Source organism: Mesorhizobium sp. M0598 (assembly GCF_040320865.1).
GTDB lineage: Bacteria > Pseudomonadota > Alphaproteobacteria > Rhizobiales > Rhizobiaceae > Mesorhizobium.
Genome location: NZ_JAMYQL010000023.1, coordinates 17,632 through 35,029 on the forward strand (window position 1 = coordinate 17,632; position 17,398 = coordinate 35,029).

The following is a 17,398-nucleotide window of genomic DNA, read 5'->3' on the forward strand; positions in this document are numbered from 1 at the left end:
CTCTCCAGCCATGATGCTCACCGTCCTCAACGTCGCCTATCCCCTCGCCCCGGTCGGGCCGGATGCGGTCGGTGGTGCCGAGCAGGTGCTGTCGATGCTCGACCAGGCGCTCGTACAGGCCGGACACCGCTCGATCGTGATCGGCTGCCAGGGCTCGAGCGCTGCGGGTGTCCTCATCGAGACGCCGGCCGAACCGGGCGTGCTCGATGAAGCGGCGAAGCGCCGGGCGCAGCGTTCTCATTGCGCCGCAATTGCTACCGCACGCGCTCGCTGGCCAATCGACGTGGTCCATTTGCACGGTATCGATTTCGATGCCTATCTGCCGGGCGACGGGCCGACATTGGTGACCCTGCATTTGCCGCTCGACTGGTATCCGGCCGACGCTCTCAATCCGGCGCGGGAGGATCTGTGGCTGCATGCGGTATCGGCGGCTCAGCAAAGAACCGCGCCGCCGGGAGCCAGGCTGATCGGGCCGATTCCCAACGGAGTGGACGTCGACGCGCTGAGCGAACCGCAGGCCAAACACAACTTTGCGCTCGTGCTCAGCCGCGTCTGCCCTGAAAAGGGCATCCATCTGGCGCTGGACGCAGCCAACAAGGCCAGCGTGCCGCTGGTCATCGGTGGCAAGGTCTACCCCTATGAAACGCACACAGAGTATTTTCGCGACGAGGTCGAACCCCGGCTGGACGACCGGCGCCGCTTCCTTGGTCCGCTCGGCTTTGTCGCCAAGCGGCGCCTGCTGAACACAGCCCGCTGCCTAGTCATCCCGAGCCTTGCCGCGGAAACCAGTTCGCTCGTCGCCATGGAGGCGCTCGCCTGCGGCACCCCCGTGGTGGCCTTCCCGAATGGCGCACTGCCGGATGTGGTCGAGCACGGCAAGACCGGGTATCTGGTCGGGGATGTCGACGAGATGGCCGAAGCCATCGCTGCCGCACCCAGCCTGGACCCCGAGACGTGCCGGGCCGAGGCGCGGCGGCGCTTTTCACTCGACCGCATGGTTTCCTCCTACATGGACGCCTATCGGGCGCTGGCACGGCTCGGCACAGACAGCGAGCAGCTCGCGACGGCAAAGTGAGCGCGACATGCTCCGCAGTGAGATCATAGACGATCCGGCGGACCTCGAAGCCCTCGAGCCGCACTGGTGGGAACTCTGGTCGCGCAGTCCCTCGGCGACGCCGTTCCAGTCTCCCGCATGGTTGCTGCCATGGTGGCGAACATTTGCTCCCGGCGAGCTAGCGACGGTCGCCATCTGGCGTGGCGACGATCTGGTCGGCCTGGCGCCACTCTATCTGGAACGCCACGACGCCGGCGCGCGATTGCTTCCGCTCGGCATTTCGTTGAGCGACTATCTGGATGTCCTTTGTCTTCCCGAGATCGCCGAACCGGTCGGCGCAGTCATCGGTGGCGCCGTTCTTTCCGTGGGCTGGTCACAGTGGATCTTGCAGGACCTGCCTCCCGGCGGCGCCGGCCTTGCCATCAGGCATGCCGCGCTCGAATCGTGCCAAGCCGTCGGTCACGCCGCTTGCCCGGTGCTCGCCCTCGCCGGCGACCAGACGCTTCAAGGCTGTGTTCCGGCGCGGCGGAGGCGCCAATTGCGCCGCGCCCACAGGGCCGCGTCGAGACGCGGCAGTGTCTCCATCGAACCCGCTTTGTCCGATCCGCAGACATTCCTCGACCACCTGATCCGCCTTCACCGCGCGCGCTGGGCCGGACACGGCGACGGCGTTCTGTCCGATTCCCGCGTGGAAGCATTCCACCGTCAGGCGCTCCCGCAACTGGTGGCACAGGTGCTTGCCCGATGCTGGCTTATCACGATCGGTAACGCGATCGTGGGCGCCTATTACGGGTTCCATCATCGTGGCCGCGCTTGCGCTTATCTCGGTGGCTTCGATCCGGCCTATGCCGAGGAAAGTCCCGGCGCGCTGCTCATCGGCCAGGCGATAAGGCAGGCGATCTGCGAAGGCGCGGAAGAGTTCGATTTTCTGCGCGGACAAGAGGCCTACAAGTACAGCTGGGGCGCCGTAGACCGGTGGACGATGCGCAAGATCTGGACGCGGAGCAAAGGGCGATGAGCGCGACCCAACCGGAATCTCGGCGGTCGACATCAGCAAGGCGGGTGCTGGAGGATTGCATGGCAGACGGTGCCGGCGTCGAAGCCGTCATCGCAAGGCTGGCTCTCCGTTTCGAGACAGGAATCGATGCTGCAGAATTGGCGAAGATTGCGCAAAACACGCACTCGGCTGACCCGCGAAACACGGCAAAACTGCAACGGATTGCGGACCTGCTTCGGCGCAGGCCCGAGATCTTGGCCACGCTGCGCAAAACAGGCGGTGCTGTTCGGCACGAGCGTGGCGAGGACGAGACCGACGATGCGGTCGTCAAGCGGCTGGCGGCCGGGTTTGACGCGGCGGCGGCGATCTCCCCGGCGGCGAGCGTCCAGCTGTCATCGCTGGGCAATGAGGAAAAGCTCTCTGCCGCTACGGCTGAGATCGTTGCCTGGCTGGAGAGGCGAGGCTTTACCGGCAGTGACCGCGACATACTGGATATCGGCTGTGGTATCGGTCGGTTCGAACAGGCGCTCTCCGCTCTGTCGCACCGGATCGTCGGCAGCGATATATCCCCTGCGATGATCTCGATCGCCCGCCGGCGATGCGCCGGGCTCGGCAATGTAGAATTCCGCCCTGCGCGCGGTTTCGATCTTGCCGATTTTTGCGATGCCAGCTTCGACCGCGTGCTGGCCGTCGACAGCTTTCCCTATCTGGTGCTGGCCGGCCTTGCGGAGCGACATTTCGTGGAAATCGCGCGCGTGCTGAAGGGGCCGGGCATGGCCGCGCTTTTGAATTATTCATATCGCGGATCGCCGGCGCTGGATCGCGCCGATGTCCATAACTTCGCCAACGCAAATGGCATGCAAGTCCTCGTCGACGGCGAAAAGCCGTTCCGGCACTGGGACGGCGATGCCTTCCTGCTTACGATTTCCGGCGGAACATTGCGGCCCAACGCTGGTTCGGATGCCGAACGGGAAAAGCCGCTATTCGACAGTATGAAGGAGGACAAGATGGCGTCCGGCAGCAAGAAGCACATCGGTCGCGGCAGTCACGGCAAAGGCGCTGGCGCTGGCGCGATGACCGATCTTCCCAAGGACAAGATCGGAGAGAACGCCGTTCTGTCCAACAGAGACAAGAAGCAGCACACCAAGGAGCGCGGGCTCGACGGCAATCGGGTCAAGTCCGAGCAGTACCAGGATCATTCAGCGGATCGGCGGCCTGAAGACTGATCGTTGCGGCAGCATGTGGCTTGCAGCCGGTGAGCAATTGAAAGGCGGCGAGAGCCCAACCGCTGACGAAGCTGTGCAAGGACCGATGCCGGTCGCATGGACGCCCTGCGAATTCTTGCAAACTCGCACTGTTGCCACCAGAGTGAGGTGAAGGAACCAACATTTGCCAAGAGAACGCGATGTCTCGCTCAAGGGAAGATTCCGGCAGCAGGCGTGCCGATCTGACGATAGATCGGGAAATCGCTTCGTTGCTTGCGGCCATCGAACAGGAAAGGGTTCCTGACAGGCTGACCAAACTTGCGATCGAGTTGCAGCATGCGCTTGTCGAAAGGCGCTTGCGCGAGACCAGCAACTAACGTGACGTGTATTAGCGGCGCCTCTCGGCTTCGAAGTCCAGTTGTCCTTCGGACAGATAGCTGCGCCTTTCCATCAGGGTTTGCGAGGAACTTTCGCCAAGGTATTCCAGCACGCCGGCGCGTGCCCTGTTGAGCCGGCTCTTCACGGTTCCCACCGCGCAACCGCATATTTCGGCCGTTTCCTCATAGCTGATGCCCAGAACGCCTATCAACATCAGAACCTCGCGCTGGTGCTCAGGAAGACTCTGGATGGCCTGGTGGACCTCCTTGCCCTGTACGGACCATTCCTGCGTCGCTTCCGAGATCGGCCGCAGCGAAGCGCAGTCGAGCAGGCCGGGCGCTTCCCTCACCGCGGCCCTGACACGCGTGTAGTAGGTGTTGCGCATGATCGTGAAGAGCCATGACTTCATGCGCGTTCCAGCTTCGAACTTGTCAATGTTGGCCAAGCCCTTGGTCAGCGTCTCCTGGACCAGGTCGTCGGCATCATCGGGAGTGCGGCAGAAGGTGCGGGCGAAAGCCCTCAAAGCGGGTATGAGGTCGACGATGGAAACTTCTTCGGTTTCGCGAGTCGCCAAGGCGTAGGCTGTAGGTGGCAATGGTCCAGCTCCCGTCCAGAATGAGTTCGTGAGCGCAGACCAGTTAAATGCATTGGGCGAAAGATCGTTCCGGCTGGCGAAAATCACCCGGATCGGGAACCGGAGCGGCTTGGCTGGGCAACCCAGCCGGCGGTGATATTTTTGACGGAACAACCACCGGTATCGCGGAGTTGGAATCCAGGCCGTCCGAAAATCCGGGGCGCCGCCATTGGCGTGTCGAAACGCGATTTTCGCAGCGAGCCTGGGCCGCCACCTCAAGGACAGTCCGCCACCTCAAAACAGGAGGAACCCATGACAGGAAACAAGCACGCCAAAGGCAAAACGCCGGCCGATAGCGACCTTGCCAACGATCCCGGCATCGGCAGTTCCAAGGGCACGATCAAGGAGGGCGACCGGCTCGATCAGGGCGACAACACGTTCGAAGGCGATGTCGAGAACGACACCACGCCTCAAGGCGGTATCAATCCCCGGCAAAAGATGCGGACCAACAAATGACGCCAGCATCGGCCGGCGCACGATCGAACAAACCCGCTGCAACCCGTGCAGCAATCCCGCGTTAAAGAGCATGGGCCTCGCGTCCGCCCAGCGTTGATGCGACAGGCTCTTTCGCGGAGACACAGATGACAAAAAAATCGTTTGGCCGCCCCGTTCCAATTCTCGTCGGCCTTGGTTTCCCTCGCCATGTCGAAAATATCTGGCAGGCCTATGACGTCTTGAACGAATGGCCGAGTCGCGGCCCGGCGCACAAGGCGGCGTTCGACGCCTGTCGCGCCGGGCTGGCTGACGAGGTCGATGCCGAGACCGTGCGCGCGGCGTTCGAAGCATTCGCCCGCAAGGCGGGCATTCTGGCGCACGATGTCGCCGCCGAAATACCAGGCAGGCACCAATCCCACTGCGGTTCGCGACGTCGGCTAAAATGCCCAGCAGGCCATGTGACCTGCTGAGGCTAATTTATATCAAGGGTGGTTAAATCGGGAGGACCGCCATGCTGGAGATAAAGTTCGATGCTCCGGTTTGCATCTACTTCGGCAAGCCGGGACGATCGCGAATGGTCAGCTCCGTTTTCGAGGCTTCTTACTGCCTCAAAAGCGAGAAATGGCCTGCCCGCAATGCCCCGTTGTCGCTGATGGCGGGAGATGCATTGGATGGCGCCCAGATCGGCCAGATTACGGCAGCGGAAGCCGGCGAAGCATTTATCGACGCGGCTTTGGAAGCGAAGATTCTTGTCGAAGGCGAGCCGCATGACACACATGCCCGGACGGCCTTCATGCCGGACGGCGGGTGAACCGGCAGGCTGCTTCCCCGCAGAGCCGTTTATCACGAATGGCTGGCTTCCTCGGCCTTTTTCTCCCGCTGCTGCCTGAGGACCTCGTCGGTTCCGACCAGCTTCTTCGATCCGCCGGGGATCGCGGTGGAAACAACAGCCGGCGGGTCGCTTGCGGGGAAAGAATCCTCCAGACCCGCCTGCAGCTGGTCTTCCAGCGTCTGCGGCTCTTCCGAGCGGCCAGGGGTCCTTCGGGTGTCTACATTCTCCAGCGGCTGTGTCATGTCCGGTGAAGACCTGACTTCTCGAATCGAGCCATAGAGCTGTTCGATGGCAAATTCCTTCATTGTGTCGAAATCGGCCTTTTCGTCACGCGATGCCTCGATTCGGTCAACCATGGTCTTCTCGAACCGTTCGAGGCTCTCGCTTCCACACGCTCGGCAGAGACGCACCAGCGCCTCGCGCAGTATGAGCGGCGCAAAGTGCGCTGTCGCCTCAAGCCTGAGCTGCTGCAAACGCTCCGGGGTAGCGGCTTGGAACTTCGACATGCTCGACCTCTTCGCCTTGTGGAGCATGTCAACGAAAATTGTCGGCGGATGTTCCATCGGCGGCCGCTGCATCGCTCGATCCTCAGCGGTGCGCGCCACCACCGACTGCCATGCGGATACCGAGACAGACGACGAAGCAGCCTGCCACGCGCTGCTGCCAGAGCCTTACCTTCGGTCGTCTCATGATCCAGGCCCCGAGCGTACCGGATGCGAGCGCATATGTGCCCAGCACCAGCACACCGGTTATTTTTTGGCTGCCGCCGAGCAGCAGCAATTGCAGTGTGACCGATCCCCGCGCGGGATCGACGAACTGTGGAAGGAATGCCACCATGAAGGTTATCGGCCAGGGATTTATCAGATTGGCGATCATTCCTTCGCGTGCGGCCACAAGCGGCCCGACACTGCGCGGCTCCTCGACGGCGACGCCGGCCGACGGCAGCAGCACCAGACGCGATCCAAGCCAAACCAGATAGGCTGCGCCCATCCATCGAAGCATGGCAAAGACAACGGGCGATGCCTGGAGCAGCGACGATATGCCGAGGGCAAGGAGTGGCAGCTGGACCATGCCGGCGCCGATGGTCATTCCCAGGACGGTGAACAGGGCAACGTCACGGCCCTGCCCGATGCCACGCGCCATCACCAGCAGACTGTCAGGCCCCGGGGGCATCTGCATCAGAATGACCGTCCCGAGAAAGGCCGCCCACGAGGCAGGATCCATGCCGCTACTTCGCCCCGGTTTCGTAGGAGGCCTTCGCGCCGTCCTTCAACCGACCGGCATCTCGCATCATCTTGAGCGCCTCGTCCCTGGTCAGGCCGCACCTGCGGGCAAAGAAATTGACCTCATAGGCCTGCTCGGCCGACAGGCCGTCCTTGGCATGCACTCTGCGCTTGTGTTTGCGTCCGCTCATACATGCTTGATCCCGTGAGACTTAGCGTCCCCAACTCACATCGGGCCAACCGGTTCCCCACTGCTTCGTCGCTGCGCAGGCTTTTCAGGCGCCGTCGGGCCGGCCGACCTTGTCCTTGAGTTCGTTCAGGAATGCGAGCAGCGCGTCCTCAGGATCGTCGGCCTCTTCGGTCAGCATTTCGATGCCCCAGTGGCCGAGAACAGCCTCCTGGACGATGCTCGGCTGCGACATGAAGATAAAGGATTTCGGGCGGCTCTTCTCGTAGCCCGACCGCCGCCAGGTCTGCCAAAGCCTGTGCAATAGCAGACGGATGTTCATATCAGACATGCTGTAGCCGATGAACAGGATGGTGCGCCCAAGCGCGTCGGCGCGAAACTTCGCGTCGAGCGGCGAATCGAACGAAAGCCGGTCGAAATAATCGGTCTCCGCCAGGACCAGCGATTTGTCGTCGTCGAAATCGCCGTGGAATTTGATGATCTGCGTCACCTCGCCGGTCGTCTTGGGCAAGTCCTTTGCATTGGCCACCTTCACAAAGGGCCGGCCATGGATCTCGAAGGCTACCTCGAGGTTGCGATCATAATTGGTGGTGTAGATGATCGGAAAATCGAGCGATACGATGAGCTTGTGGATTGCCGACCGCTGTACTTCTTCCCGCGAGACGCTCCATTCACGATCCATCCAACTGCGCAACGGGCCGAGGCTCCCCTGCTTCAGCCGGTAGTATTCGGCAAGGGCCTGATAGCTGGCCTCCGGTGCGCCGATCATGTCCTCGTGAAGGCCGAGCTCGTTTTGCATGTGCTCGATGAGCTTTTGCCAGGACGGCAAGCCGACGCTCATCGACACCCCGGCTCCAACGAACAAGATAGCTCGTCGCTCTTTCACCGATTGAGCCAGTTGCTCGACTGCAGACAGCATTCGACACAACTGCGATAGGTGCCGCTCCGTTCCAGCCGAGCCAGGACCACTGCCGGAATAGAATTACTTCCGACTTGAGTGCGGACACTCGGATCGGCTGTCCCGAGCGCCCGGCCCCCGACTTTTGGCCAACCGAATCCGACATTTATTTCGTTGCATTTGGCACTTCTGCGCCGCTCACGCGTTGGAGAGTGTTCAACAAACACGGCGCAGCTGCAGCTAATGGAGCTCTGCGCCAACGTCGGCAACTCGACAGCAAATGAGGCAAGCGCGACTGGTGGCGGCGAAAAATAGGGTGCCTGGCAAAAGGGGAAAGAGGCCAATGGCTGCAATACTGGGATGGAGGCTGCTGGCGGGGTTTGCACTGATAACCGCGGCGGTTGCTCAGCCAGCATCAAGCCCTGCGATAAATCCGCCGGCCGCAGCTGCTCCGCCCGACGACGGCCAGTGGGCGATGCCGGCAAAGAACTACGCCTCCACCCGCTACAGCGAACTTGCGGAGATCACCGAAGACAACGTCAAAAACCTGCAGGTGGCCTTCACCTTCTCGACCGGCGTCAACAAGGGCCAGGAGGCTGCGCCCTTGGTCGTCGGCAACACGATGTACATCGTGACGCCGTTTCCCAACATCCTCTATGCGCTTGACCTTACCAAGCCCGGCGCGCCGATGAAGTGGAAGTTTGAGCCCAATCCCGAGCCCGCGGCGCAGGGCGTTGCCTGTTGCGACGTGGTCAACCGCGGTGCAGCCTTCTTCGACGGGCGCATCTATTTCAACACGCTCGACGGCCATGCCATCGCCGTCGATGCGGCCACCGGCAAACCGGTCTGGAACACCCATATCGGCAACATCAATATCGGCGAGACCATCACCATGGCGCCGCTGGTGGTGAAGGGCAAAGTGCTGGTTGGCAATTCCGGCGGCGAAATGGGCGTACGCGGCTGGATCAAGGCCCTCGACGCCGGCGACGGGCACGTCGTCTGGACGGCCCACAATACCGGCCCGGACGCCGAGGTGCTGATCGGCCCCGATTTCAAGCCGCATTACGACATGGACAAGGGCAAGGATCTCGGCGTGACGTCGTGGCCGCCCGACGCCTGGAAGATCGGCGGCGGCAATGTATGGGGCTGGATCTCCTATGACCCGGACCTCAACCTGATCTTCCATGGCACCGGAAATCCCGGTCCGTGGAACCCGGATCTGCGACCTGGCGACAACAAATGGACCGCCGGCATCTTTGCCCGCGATCCCGACACAGGCGCAGCCAAATGGTTCTATCAGTGGACCCCGCACGATTTGCACGATTACGACGGCATCAACGAGCAGGTGCTGCTGGACATGACCTGGCAGGGCAAGCCCCGCAAGGTGCTGGTGCGGCCGGAACGCAACGGCTACGTCTATTTGTTGGACCGCACCACGGGCGAGGTCCTGTCGGCAGTGCCGTTCGGGCCTGTCAATTCCAGCAAGGGCGTCGACCTGAAGACCGGCCGGCTGATTGTAAATCCGGACAAGAAGACCGGCACCGGCAAGGTCGTCCGCGACATCTGTCCCACCGCATCTGGCCTCAAGGACTGGCAACCTTCGGCGTTCTCGCCAAAGACCGGCCTGCTCTACATTCCGCACAATAACATGTGCATGGACGAAGAAGGCGTCGAGGTGAATTACATCGCCGGCACGCCCTATGTCGGCATGAACGTGCGAATGATTCCCGGGCCGGGCGGCAATCGCGGTGCTTTCACCGCCTGGGATGTCGCCGCCGCCAAGCCGGCGTGGAGCCTGAAGGAGAATTTTCCGGTGTGGAGCGGCGCCGTCGCCACCGCCGGCAACGTCGTGTTCTATGGCACTATGGAAGGCTGGTTCAAGGCGGTCAGCGCCAGGACCGGCGAACTGCTTTGGCAGTTCAAGACGTCGTCCGGCATCATCGGCCAGCCGATCACCTATCGCGGCCCGGACGGGCACCAATATGTCGCGATTCTTTCGGGCGTCGGTGGCTGGGCCGGCGCGATCGTATCCGGCGATCTCGACCCGCGCGACGCCACCGCCGCGCTCGGCTTCGTCAACGTCATGAAGGATCTGAAGGATGTAACCACGCCGGGAGGTACGCTGTATGTGTTCCGGCTGCCTTGAGACGATCGGCCGAGTTGCGGGGCCACGGAGAACGCGTTCGCGGCGGTTAGCCGTCGCGGTTGGCGCACTGGCACTCTCGCTCGTTGCCGCCGTTGCCAATGCGCGCGAGTTGAGGATCTGCGCCGATCCCAACAACATGCCGTTCTCCAATGCCGCCAGGCAGGGCTTTGAAAACAAGATCGCCGAACTCATCGCCCGGGAGCTTGGTGCGACTGTTTCCTACACGTGGTGGGCACAGCGGCGCGGCTTCGTCCGCAACACGTTGAAAGCTGGCTTGTGCGATCTTGTGCCCGGCACGCCCGCCAATCTCGAGATGCTGCGCACCACCGCGCCCTACTACCGGTCTTCTTATGTGTTCGTGACACGCCAAGATGTGCCCGAAATCACGTCCTTCAACGATCCTCGCCTGCGCGATCTGCACATCGGCGTCCAGCTGATAGGCGACGATGGCGCCAACTCGCCCCCCGTCCAGGCGCTTGGCCGTCGTGGCATCGTCGGCCATCTCATCGGTTTCCCCGTCTATGGCGACTATTCGGCGCCGAACCCGCCAGCACGCATCATTGAGGCGGTCGCGAATGGCGACATCGATATGGCCGTCGTCTGGGGACCGTTGGCCGGCTACTTTGCAGCCAGGCAGAAGGTGGCGCTGCGGATCACGCCGGTTTCGCCGCGCGTGGACGGCCCGCAACTGCCGATGATCTTCGACATCTCGATGGGCGTGCGCCGTGGCGACGATACGCTGCGCAGCGAGGTGAACGCCGCCCTGACCAGACACCGCGCCGAGATCGACGCGATCCTGGCGACCTACCAGGTGCCCCGCCTCGATCCTGTCGGAGCGCCTTGAAATGAAGCGCGGTCTTCTCTTGCTGGTGTTCGCAATCCTCGCGGTTGCCGCTTGCCAGCGTGAGGAACGCGACACGCGTCCACAGTCGGCGCTCGGCTCGGGCGACCAACCGGCAGCCGTAACGGCCCTGGAGCCGGGCGGCCAACGGCCGGCCTCGTCCGACACCAAGGCCGGCGTGTTCGAGGCCAACGCCTTCCACCTCAGCGAGGGCAAGCGTCTGTTTAACTGGTTCAACTGTTCCGGCTGCCATGCCAATGGCGGTGGCGGCATGGGCCCGGCCCTTATGGACCAGAAGTGGCTCTATGGCAGCTCGATCGAAAGCATCCACGCCACGATCAGGGACGGTCGGCCAAACGGTATGCCGAGCTTCCGCGACAAGATCCCGGACGACCAGATCTGGGAGCTTGCCGCCTTCGTCCGCGCGTTGAGCGGCAACGCGCCAAAATCCGCTGCGCCGGGCCGCGACGACGACATGATGCCCCATCCATCCGAGAATCGGCTGCCGGACGCCGCGACGCTGGGGAAGTCGCCGTGAACCGCGGTGTCTGGACAGTGTGCCGGTGCACCGCCTGCATCCTGCTCCTCGCAGGATGCAGCGGCTGGCAATCGGCGCTCGACCCAAAGGGCCCGGCCGCGAGCGAACTCGCATGGCTGATCTGGTTCTTCACAGCACTCTGCGCGGTGGTCTGGCTTGGGGTGATGGCCGTGCTGATCGTGCCATTGGCACGACGCCGGGCGCCGGTCGGCGATCCGCTTGTCCTCGACGCTGCCGCCGAGCGCAGCAAAATGCGAATTGTCGTCGCCGCACTCGCCGCTACCGCCCTGATCCTGGTAGGCCTGACCCTGCTGAGCTACTTCGCCAACCGGACGCTCGCTGCTATCGGCTCGGATGCGGCGCTGACGATCCGGGTGACCGGGCATCAATGGTGGTGGGAGGTGCGCTACGAAAATGATCAGCCGAACCGCATTCTGACGACCGCCAATGAAATCCACATCCCGGCGGGCGAGCCGGTGCGGCTTGTAGTGACCTCGACCGACGTTATCCATTCCTTCTGGGTCCCGAACCTCTCGGGCAAGCTGGACCTCATTCCAGGCCACGAGAACGTTCTCGATCTGAAGGCGGACAAACCCGGCGTCTATCGCGGCCAGTGCGCCGAGTTCTGTGGCGCGCAGCATGCCAATATGAGCACCTTCATCATCGCCGAACCTCGGCCTGTATTCGACGCCTGGCTGAACGATCAGCTGCGGCCGGCGGCCGCCCCCGTGTCGGCCGAGGCCAAAACCGGCCACGACCTGTTCCTCAAACGGCCATGCGTGATGTGCCACAAGATCGGCGGCACCATCGCCGGCGGTACGGTCGCTCCCGACCTTACACATATCGCAAGCCGGCGGACGCTCGCTGCCGGAACGCTGGCGATGAGCCGGGGCAATCTCGCAGCCTGGATAGCCGATCCGCAAGGGATCAAGCCAGGTGCCCACATGCCCGTGGTGGGACTGAACGGGGACGAGCTGAATGCAATCGTAGCCTATCTCGAGGGCTTGAAATGAGTAGCGCCGACCTGGCCCATGGGCGTGACCTCGCCCAGCAACGCGCCGCAGCACAAAAGGGTGACCTAGCTCCCGAACGCGACGGTCCTCGCGATACCGGCCTCGACGACGCCAGCCTTGACGGCTGGTTGGCGCGGACATGGCAGACGGCGCCAGGCATCATCGGTGCGCTCTCGAGCGTCGACCACAAAATTGTCGCGCGGCGCTACCTGATCACCGCTTTCGTCTTCCTGTGCCTCGGTGGCCTCAGCGCCGTTGCCATGCGCATCCAACTGTCGGGGCCGGAGCGTGGGCTGATCGGGCCCGACCGCTACAACCAGCTGTTCACCATGCATGGCGTGACCATGATGTTCCTGTTTGCAGTGCCGATCGTTCAGGCGACCGGCATCTACCTCGTGCCACTGATGGTCGGCACCCGCAACATCGCCTTTCCGCGCCTCAATGCATTCAGCTTCTGGATTTATCTCTCCGGTGGCCTCTTCGCTTGGGTGTCGTTTGCACTCGACATGGCGCCCGACGTCGGCTGGTTCTCCTACGTGCCGCTGTCCGGTCCTGAATTCGGGCCAGGCAAGCGTTCCGACGTGTGGGCGCAGATGATCACTTACACCGAAGTGTCATCGCTGGCGGTCGCGGTCGCCACCATCGTAACCGTGCTGAAGCAGCGTGCGCCGGGCATGTCGCTCGATAAGATTCCGCTCTACGTCTGGGCGATGCTGGTCACCTCTTTCGTAATCGTGTTCGCCATGCCAGCGGTCATGATCGCGTCGACGTTCCTGATCCTCGACCGGCTGGTCGGCACCCATATCTTCAACCCCGCCGAGGGTGGCGACGTACTGCTCTTCCAGCACCTGTTCTGGTTCTTCGGCCACCCCGAAGTCTACATCATTTTCCTCCCGGCTACCGGCATGGTGTCCTCGATCATCGCCGCTTTCGCCCGGCGTCCGGTATTCGGCTATCTGGGCATGGTACTGGCCTTGATTGCGGTCGGCTTTTTGTCGTTCGGCCTGTGGGTCCACCACATGTTCGCAACCGGCCTGCCGAAGCTCGGCGCGAGCTTCTTCACCGCCTCGAGCATGTTGATCGCCATCCCGAACGGGCTGCAGATCTTCTGCTGGCTGGCGACATTGTGGGACGGACGCCCGATAATCAGAACGCCGCTGCTGTTCGTGTTCGGCTTCTTCTTCACGTTCGTTGCGGGCGGCCTGACTGGCGTGATGCTGGCGTCGGTGCCATTGGACCTGCAAGTACACGACACCTATTTCGTGGTCGCGCATTTCCATTACGTGCTGATCGGCGGGTCGGTGTTCCCGCTGCTCGGCGCGACCTATTTCTGGTTCCCCAAGATCACCGGCCGGATGATGAGCGAACGTCTCGGACGCTGGCACTTCTGGCTTGCCTTCCTAGGCTTCAATGCGGCGTTCTTTCCGATGCACATTGTCGGCCTGTGGGGCATGCCGCGGCGGGTCTACACCTATCCGGTGGAACTCGGCTGGGGCAACATCAACCTGTTCATCACAGCCGGCGCGGTCATCCTGTTCCTAAGCTTCGTTCTGTTCACTACAAACCTGGTGTACAGCGCCTCGAGGGGCGCCCCGGCCGGGGACAATCCCTGGAATGCCGGCACGCTGGAATGGGCGACGAGCTCTCCACCGCCGAGCTATAATTTCGCCCGGATTCCGGTGGTTACCCACTCCGAGCCGCTCTGGGCCGAACACGACGCGCTGCCGGTTGCGACCGGGCTTCGCGTCGACGTTCGCGAACTTGTTGTTTCGACGGTGGCAGAGGCGCATGCCGATGTACGCGAGAAGTCGGCGACGCCATCGATCTGGCCATTGTTCGCCGCGCTCGCGATCGGCGCCACCTTTCTTTATTCGATTTTCAGCCCGTGGGCGGTGGTTTGGGGGGCCGGACCGATCGCCGTCACTCTGATCGGCTGGTTCTGGCCAAAAGGCGATCCGGAGGATGAGGAATGAAACAGCGCCCGTTCGCGGACATTTCCGAACTCCCGACCTTCGGGCTCGGACCACGCAGCCCGACCTGGTGGGGCACCCTCGCCTTCATGGCGCTCGAGGGCATCGGTTTCGCGCTCGCCGCAGGCGCCTATCTTTACCTTGCCTATCTGTCGCCCGAATGGCCATTGGGCGTGCCGCCGCCCAACCATTGGCCGGGCACCATCGTCACGCTGTTGCTGCTCGCCAGCGTGGTGCCCAATCACATACTGAACCGCTACGCCGAAGCCTGTGCCATGGTGCCTGTGCGCATCGGCCTGATCGTCATGTCGCTGCTCGGTATTGCACCGCTTGTCGTGCGGTGGTTCGAATTTCCGGCCCTCAACATTTATTGGGATACCAATGCGTACGGCTCAATGCTGTGGGTGCTGCTCGGCCTTCACACAACGCATCTGATTACCGACGTCGGCGACACGCTGGTGCTGACAGTCCTGATGTTCACGCGCCATGGCTATAGCGGCCGGCGTTTCGGGGACGTTGGCGACAACGTCTTCTACTGGGATTTCGTGGTCGCGACCTGGATCCCGATGTATCTGTTGATCTACTGGATGCCGAGGCTTGACTGAGATGCGTGCGCTTCGCTTGGGCACATCATGGGGCGGGCTGTTGTCCGGGCCTTTGGCCTGGGCGGTGTCGACGCAGCTGAATTATGCGTTCGTGGAGTGGCAGTGCGCTCATGGCATTCCCGTCATACCGGTCATTGCGCTGGTGCTGACAGTGCTGGCCTTGCTCGGCGGCGTGCTGTCGTGGCGGGCGCGCCAGCAAGGCGGCGCCGCCTTTAAACCGGATCGTACGCGCGCCACCGAGGATTTCGTCGCCAATATCGGCATTCTCAGCGCGGTGCTGTTTGCGCTGGTGATCGTCATGCAAGGCGCCGCCTCGCTCATTCTTGACGGCTGCTTGCGATGAGCTTCGACGCGCTCTTCTCGACCTCGATCTGCTACGGTGCCGGCGCCCCGCAGGCCGGCTGGACGCTGGCGTTGCCGATCACGCTGCCGCTAACCGTGGTCGCAGTGCTTTACGCGGCAGGCGCCTTTCGGCTGTGGCGGCGGAGCGCCCGCAGCCGGCCGTTGCGACTGCGGCAGGCCGTGCTGTTCGCGGCCGGCTGGGCCATTTTGGCGGCAGCACTGGTCAGTCCGCTCCATGCATTGGGTGAGCGCGTCTTCACCGCCCACATGATCGAGCACGAGCTGTTGATGGCGGTGGCGGCACCCCTGCTGGTCGCCTCCTGCCCGGCGGCGGCGCTGATGTGGGCGTTGCCGATCAGGCTGCGGCTGGCATTTGGCGCAGCCGGGCACGCGAAGGTGCTTCGAACCATTTGGACCGCCGTCAGCCGCCCTGCAGCCGCGACCTTCTTGCACGGCGTCGCGATATGGGCGTGGCACGTTCCGGCGCTGTTCGAGGCGGCGCTTGCACAGAGTGTCCTGCATTATGCGCAACATGCCAGCTTCTTCGGTACGGGGCTGCTGTTCTGGTGGGTACTGCTGCCGCGTTCAGGCCGCGAACAAGCCTATGGCAGCGCGGTCATGCACCTTTTCTTCACCTCGCTGCACACCGGCCTGCTCGGGGTGCTGCTGCTGGTCTCGCCAAGGCTGTGGTTTCCGGTAAACGCAGCAGGCGCGGAATTGTGGAACCTTAGCCCGCTCGAGGACCAGCAGCTCGCCGGTCTGGTGATGTGGGTTCCGGCCGGCTTGATTTATGGCGGGGCCGCGTTGCTGCTGGCCGGCCTGTGGATTCGCTCGAGCAGCCGAAAGGACCGGGAGGCGTCGCATGCGCTTCACGCTGTCTAAAGCCGTAATTGGCGCTGCGGTTATTGTCGTGCTCGTTGCAGCCTTGGCCGGGATCTCGTTGTACTTCGAGCAAAGCCGTCGGGTCGAGCAGAAGGCCGACAATGCGACCGGCGGTGTCAGCGCCCGCGCTATACCGATCATGATGGCCAATGGCTGCGCCGGTTGCCACACCATCACCGGCGTTCCCGGTGCGCAAGGGTTAGTCGGTCCACGCCTCGACGCAAGCCTGCCCACCCGGGTCTATGTCGGCGGCGTCTTGCGCAATAGGCCGGAGAACCTGATTCGGTGGATCCGTGGGGCAAGGGAGATCAATCCGCATACGGCAATGCCTTCGACCAGGATTTCTGAGCAGGAGGCGCGGGACGTCGCTGCCTACCTCTACTCGCTGAAATGACTTTGTTGCAGCATTTCTTGAAGAGCAGGGTTGGCTGCAACATCTCGCCAGGAACAAATCGGCAAGGCCGAGGTTTGGTTCTACCGATCAAACCGCGAGGAAATGCTATGGACACTGATGTCAATTCCGAAACCCGCTCGATCTTCATTGTCGGGCTGCGCAATGCCCACGCCATGGAGAACCAAGCACTGTCGATCATGAAGCCTCAGGTCAAGCGGATCGAGAACTATCCGCAGGTCGCCGACCGCCTGCAGCAGCATATCACGGAGACCGAAGGGCAGATCGCCCGCCTGGAATCCATTCTGGATGGCCTCGGTGAGGACCATTCCACATTGAAGGATACGGCTATGTCGATGGTCGGCAGCATGGCCGCGATGGGACATTCCGTAGCCGGCGACGAAATCCTCAAGAACAGCTTCGCCAACTTTGCATTCGAAAATTACGAGATAGCGGCTTACAACTCATTGCTCGTGCTCGGGGAGGCCGGAGGGTTTAATCAGGCGATCAACTCTCTTCAGCAGAATCTCAGCGAAGAAGAGAAAATGGCCGACTGGTTGAAGCAGAACCTGCGCGGCGTCACCTTGCAATACGCCAGGCTGCGTGAGGCGGGAGAGACCGCCAAAAGTTAAGCCGCCCCGCCGCTGGCCGAGAGGAATTCCTGGCAACCACCCAGTCGAATTGACGGGGTGGTTGTTTTTTTATTGGACAGTGCTGCTAAGACTGCACGCCACGCCGTTGGCCAGACACGCTTCATGCAGCCCGAAGAACCGAACGGATTCAAGCGAAGAATCGGAACGGACCGGAGCGCCTCGGCTAATGACTTC

21 protein-coding genes and 2 pseudogenes are annotated in these 17,398 nt (G+C 62.5%); 17 read left to right on the forward strand and 6 right to left on the reverse strand.

Annotation, left to right across the window (positions count from 1 at the left end; translation table 11 throughout):
• The first annotated feature begins 10 nt into the window (after positions 1–10).
• The 4 genes and pseudogenes from NKI59_RS24000 to NKI59_RS24015 all read left to right on the forward strand — a co-directional run bounded on the left by NKI59_RS24000 (position 11) and on the right by NKI59_RS24015 (position 3,277).
• A complete protein-coding gene (locus NKI59_RS24000; protein ID WP_352707300.1) occupies positions 11–1,075 on the forward strand; it encodes a glycosyltransferase family 4 protein in 1,065 nt (354 codons plus the stop codon).
• Between the two features lie 7 nt (positions 1,076–1,082).
• The gene (locus NKI59_RS24005; protein ID WP_031211613.1) at positions 1,083–2,072 is read left to right on the forward strand and encodes a GNAT family N-acetyltransferase; all 990 of its coding nucleotides are present in this window, start codon (positions 1,083–1,085) and stop codon (positions 2,070–2,072) included.
• A gap of 59 nt (positions 2,073–2,131) precedes the next feature.
• Positions 2,132–2,830 (forward strand): annotated as a pseudogene (locus NKI59_RS24010) (class I SAM-dependent methyltransferase); the annotation flags it as partial.
• Between the two features lie 228 nt (positions 2,831–3,058).
• On the forward strand, positions 3,059–3,277 hold the full coding sequence (locus tag NKI59_RS24015; RefSeq protein WP_023676213.1) for a hypothetical protein: 219 nt from the start codon (positions 3,059–3,061) through the stop codon (positions 3,275–3,277).
• Positions 3,278–3,465: 188 nt separating this feature from the next.
• Here NKI59_RS24015 and NKI59_RS24020 read toward each other — a convergent pair whose 3' ends face one another.
• Together NKI59_RS24020 and NKI59_RS24025 are read right to left on the reverse strand one after the other, a co-directional pair.
• Positions 3,466–3,594 (reverse strand): hypothetical protein, encoded by a 129-nt coding sequence (locus NKI59_RS24020; RefSeq protein ID WP_352707302.1) that lies wholly within the window; start codon positions 3,592–3,594, stop codon positions 3,466–3,468.
• Between the two features lie 50 nt (positions 3,595–3,644).
• Positions 3,645–4,208, reverse strand: a complete 564-nt coding sequence (locus tag NKI59_RS24025) for a sigma-70 family RNA polymerase sigma factor (RefSeq protein ID WP_023676143.1) — start codon at positions 4,206–4,208, stop codon at positions 3,645–3,647.
• Positions 4,209–4,520: 312 nt separating this feature from the next.
• Here NKI59_RS24025 and NKI59_RS24030 point away from each other — a divergent pair, with 312 nt between their 5' ends.
• The 3 genes from NKI59_RS24030 to NKI59_RS24040 all read left to right on the forward strand — a co-directional run bounded on the left by NKI59_RS24030 (position 4,521) and on the right by NKI59_RS24040 (position 5,514).
• A complete protein-coding gene (locus tag NKI59_RS24030) occupies positions 4,521–4,724 on the forward strand; it encodes a hypothetical protein (RefSeq protein ID WP_023676144.1) in 204 nt (67 codons plus the stop codon).
• A gap of 125 nt (positions 4,725–4,849) precedes the next feature.
• Positions 4,850–5,173, forward strand: coding sequence for a DUF982 domain-containing protein (locus NKI59_RS24035; RefSeq protein WP_352707304.1), 324 nt, complete (start codon positions 4,850–4,852; stop codon positions 5,171–5,173).
• A gap of 41 nt (positions 5,174–5,214) precedes the next feature.
• Positions 5,215–5,514 (forward strand): DUF982 domain-containing protein, encoded by a 300-nt coding sequence (locus NKI59_RS24040; protein ID WP_352707307.1) that lies wholly within the window; start codon positions 5,215–5,217, stop codon positions 5,512–5,514.
• Between the two features lie 32 nt (positions 5,515–5,546).
• Here NKI59_RS24040 and NKI59_RS24045 read toward each other — a convergent pair whose 3' ends face one another.
• The 4 genes from NKI59_RS24045 to NKI59_RS24060 all read right to left on the reverse strand — a co-directional run bounded on the left by NKI59_RS24045 (position 5,547) and on the right by NKI59_RS24060 (position 7,864).
• The gene (locus tag NKI59_RS24045; RefSeq protein WP_352707309.1) at positions 5,547–6,041 is read right to left on the reverse strand and encodes a hypothetical protein; all 495 of its coding nucleotides are present in this window, start codon (positions 6,039–6,041) and stop codon (positions 5,547–5,549) included.
• Between the two features lie 82 nt (positions 6,042–6,123).
• Positions 6,124–6,714, reverse strand: coding sequence for a LysE family translocator (locus NKI59_RS24050; protein WP_352641024.1), 591 nt, complete (start codon positions 6,712–6,714; stop codon positions 6,124–6,126).
• A 49-nt stretch (positions 6,715–6,763) separates the two neighbouring features.
• Entirely contained in the window at positions 6,764–6,949 is a 186-nt protein-coding gene (locus NKI59_RS24055) for a hypothetical protein (protein ID WP_352623173.1), read from the reverse strand.
• 84 nt (positions 6,950–7,033) lie between these two features.
• Positions 7,034–7,864, reverse strand: coding sequence for an SIR2 family NAD-dependent protein deacylase (locus NKI59_RS24060; RefSeq protein ID WP_502897040.1), 831 nt, complete (start codon positions 7,862–7,864; stop codon positions 7,034–7,036).
• Between the two features lie 322 nt (positions 7,865–8,186).
• Here NKI59_RS24060 and NKI59_RS24065 point away from each other — a divergent pair, with 322 nt between their 5' ends.
• From NKI59_RS24065 to NKI59_RS24110, 10 genes and pseudogenes are all read left to right on the forward strand, one after another.
• Positions 8,187–9,989, forward strand: a complete 1,803-nt coding sequence (locus NKI59_RS24065) for a methanol/ethanol family PQQ-dependent dehydrogenase (protein ID WP_352593703.1) — start codon at positions 8,187–8,189, stop codon at positions 9,987–9,989.
• Positions 9,970–10,833 (forward strand): substrate-binding domain-containing protein, encoded by an 864-nt coding sequence (locus tag NKI59_RS24070; RefSeq protein WP_352593704.1) that lies wholly within the window; start codon positions 9,970–9,972, stop codon positions 10,831–10,833. Before NKI59_RS24065 ends, NKI59_RS24070 begins: the two co-directional genes overlap by 20 nt.
• A 1-nt stretch (position 10,834) precedes the next feature.
• On the forward strand, positions 10,835–11,368 hold the full coding sequence (locus tag NKI59_RS24075) for a c-type cytochrome (RefSeq protein ID WP_352707311.1): 534 nt from the start codon (positions 10,835–10,837) through the stop codon (positions 11,366–11,368).
• Entirely contained in the window at positions 11,365–12,381 is a 1,017-nt protein-coding gene (gene coxB, locus NKI59_RS24080) for a cytochrome c oxidase subunit II (protein WP_352707314.1), read from the forward strand. Before NKI59_RS24075 ends, coxB begins: the two co-directional genes overlap by 4 nt.
• Positions 12,378–14,354, forward strand: coding sequence for a cytochrome c oxidase subunit I (gene ctaD / locus NKI59_RS24085; RefSeq protein WP_352707316.1), 1,977 nt, complete (start codon positions 12,378–12,380; stop codon positions 14,352–14,354). Before coxB ends, ctaD begins: the two co-directional genes overlap by 4 nt.
• The gene (locus NKI59_RS24090) at positions 14,351–14,956 is read left to right on the forward strand and encodes a cytochrome c oxidase subunit 3 (RefSeq protein WP_352593707.1); all 606 of its coding nucleotides are present in this window, start codon (positions 14,351–14,353) and stop codon (positions 14,954–14,956) included. The genes ctaD and NKI59_RS24090 overlap by 4 nt, the downstream gene beginning before the upstream one ends.
• 1 nt (position 14,957) lies before the next feature.
• The gene (locus NKI59_RS24095; RefSeq protein WP_352593708.1) at positions 14,958–15,299 is read left to right on the forward strand and encodes a hypothetical protein; all 342 of its coding nucleotides are present in this window, start codon (positions 14,958–14,960) and stop codon (positions 15,297–15,299) included.
• On the forward strand, positions 15,296–16,180 hold the full coding sequence (locus NKI59_RS24100) for a cytochrome c oxidase assembly protein (protein WP_352593709.1): 885 nt from the start codon (positions 15,296–15,298) through the stop codon (positions 16,178–16,180). The genes NKI59_RS24095 and NKI59_RS24100 overlap by 4 nt, the downstream gene beginning before the upstream one ends.
• A 199-nt stretch (positions 16,181–16,379) precedes the next feature.
• Positions 16,380–16,574, forward strand: a pseudogene (locus NKI59_RS35165) (c-type cytochrome); the annotation flags it as partial.
• 107 nt (positions 16,575–16,681) lie between these two features.
• Positions 16,682–17,203 carry a ferritin-like domain-containing protein gene (locus NKI59_RS24110; protein ID WP_352707404.1) on the forward strand — a complete coding sequence of 174 codons (522 nt, stop codon included), beginning with the start codon at positions 16,682–16,684 and terminating at the stop codon, positions 17,201–17,203.
• The last annotated feature ends 195 nt before the right edge of the window (positions 17,204–17,398 follow it).